This window comes from Vibrio sp. D173a (assembly GCF_030248475.1).
The window spans coordinates 1-1,228 of sequence record NZ_JAHGAH010000483.1; the positions used below are offsets into that span (position 1 = coordinate 1).

2 protein-coding genes and 2 pseudogenes are annotated in these 1,228 nt (G+C 45.9%); 2 read left to right on the top strand and 2 right to left on the bottom strand.

Going from position 1 to position 1,228, the window contains the following annotated elements; genetic code table 11:
- Together KIV40_RS26930 and KIV40_RS26935 are read left to right on the top strand one after the other, a co-directional pair.
- Positions 1-165 (top strand): annotated as a pseudogene (locus tag KIV40_RS26930) (PLP-dependent aminotransferase family protein); the annotation flags it as partial.
- A gap of 111 nt (positions 166-276) precedes the next feature.
- Positions 277-534 carry a DUF2999 family protein gene (locus KIV40_RS26935; protein WP_285352238.1) on the top strand — a complete coding sequence of 86 codons (258 nt, stop codon included), beginning with the start codon at positions 277-279 and terminating at the stop codon, positions 532-534.
- 81 nt (positions 535-615) lie between these two features.
- Here KIV40_RS26935 and KIV40_RS26940 read toward each other — a convergent pair whose 3' ends face one another.
- Both KIV40_RS26940 and KIV40_RS26945 read right to left on the bottom strand, forming a co-directional pair.
- Positions 616-993, bottom strand: a complete 378-nt coding sequence (locus KIV40_RS26940) for a hypothetical protein (protein WP_285352240.1) — start codon at positions 991-993, stop codon at positions 616-618.
- A gap of 48 nt (positions 994-1,041) precedes the next feature.
- Positions 1,042-1,228, bottom strand: a pseudogene (locus KIV40_RS26945) (hypothetical protein); the annotation flags it as partial.

Below are 1,228 nucleotides of genomic sequence, written 5' to 3' on the forward strand. Positions count from 1 at the left end.
AAGAGCCTGCTTGGTAACGGCGTAGCGGTTGTACCAAGCCCTGTGTTCTACCCTGATGCGAACGGTGCCAAAGCGGCATTCCGCCTTAACTTTACCAATGCAAATCCAGATGAGCTGCGTGAAGCGGTATCTCGCCTAGCGGAAGGTTTGGCTGCACTTCGCTAATTGCCATAACAAGAGTAAACGATGACAAGGGGCAATTGCTGTTTCATCCTAATGGCTGCCAGTGCTAAAATGCCCCGAAGAAATTTACAGTCGCTAGTTAAAGGTAAGGTAATGAACCCAATTATTGCGCTATTAAAAGAGAACAACATCAGTGATGAGCAGATCAACGACATCTTCAAAGCGTTGACTCAAAACCCACTAGCTGCAATGGCAACCATCAGCCAGCTTGGTTTGCCTCAAGACAAGCTACAACTGCTAATGGGTCAAGTTATGCAGAACCCAGCACTGATCAAAGAAGCGGTTGAAGAGCTTGGTCTAGACTTCGCAAAAGTTGAAGCAGCAAAAGAGCAGCTAAACAAGCAAGGTTAATTCTCGCTTACCCCAATACAAAACGCGCCCTTCTGAATACAGTCAGAAGGGCGCGTTTTTTATTGCGGGCTATTCAACTCATTATTGAGTGATTACAGCAGAGATAATCGGGTCTTTATCTGCTTCCATCACTTTTGGATTCACTCCGTAGTGACGCGTCGTGAAAGTATAATCTTGTCCTTTGGTATCGATGTTGTTTTTCGCTGTCTCACCACAGTTGAACGAAACCGTAATGGTGCCATCCTCATTCTTATCCCAGGTGTGAGAGTTGATGTTATTCACGCCTTTCATCAGATACTTATCGCCATCATAAGCCGTAATCGAAGTGAAGAACTTGTTTTCTGGGTCTTCAAACGTCGTGGTATAGCAAACATCGGCCTTCATTTTCGGACTGTTTGAGTACTTGTTACCCACAAACGCCTCTGGACTCGCACCGCCCCAACCCGCTGCATTTTCCAAGTTCCATTGATGCAGGTCTGTGACCTTGTCTGACGTTCTCGGGAAGGTCTAAGTAAAGTTGCTCGTGTCGTTCACCTCTTGAGTAAACTGCACCCAAGCCTCCACTTCATGATAGTTATAAGGCTGGACTTGGTAGTCGCTTGCGAAATTGAAGTCAGAAGCGTTCACTTGATCTAAAGATGCTTTCGCAGCTTCAATACCATTTTCTGTACCAGAACGGTAGAGAAGGAACGCA

Bases quoted from the DNA above. Each gene is read 5' to 3' on its own strand.
- KIV40_RS26935 (WP_285352238.1), top strand. From the start codon at position 277: ATGAACCCAATTATTGCGCTATTAAAAGAGAACAACATCAGTGATGAG.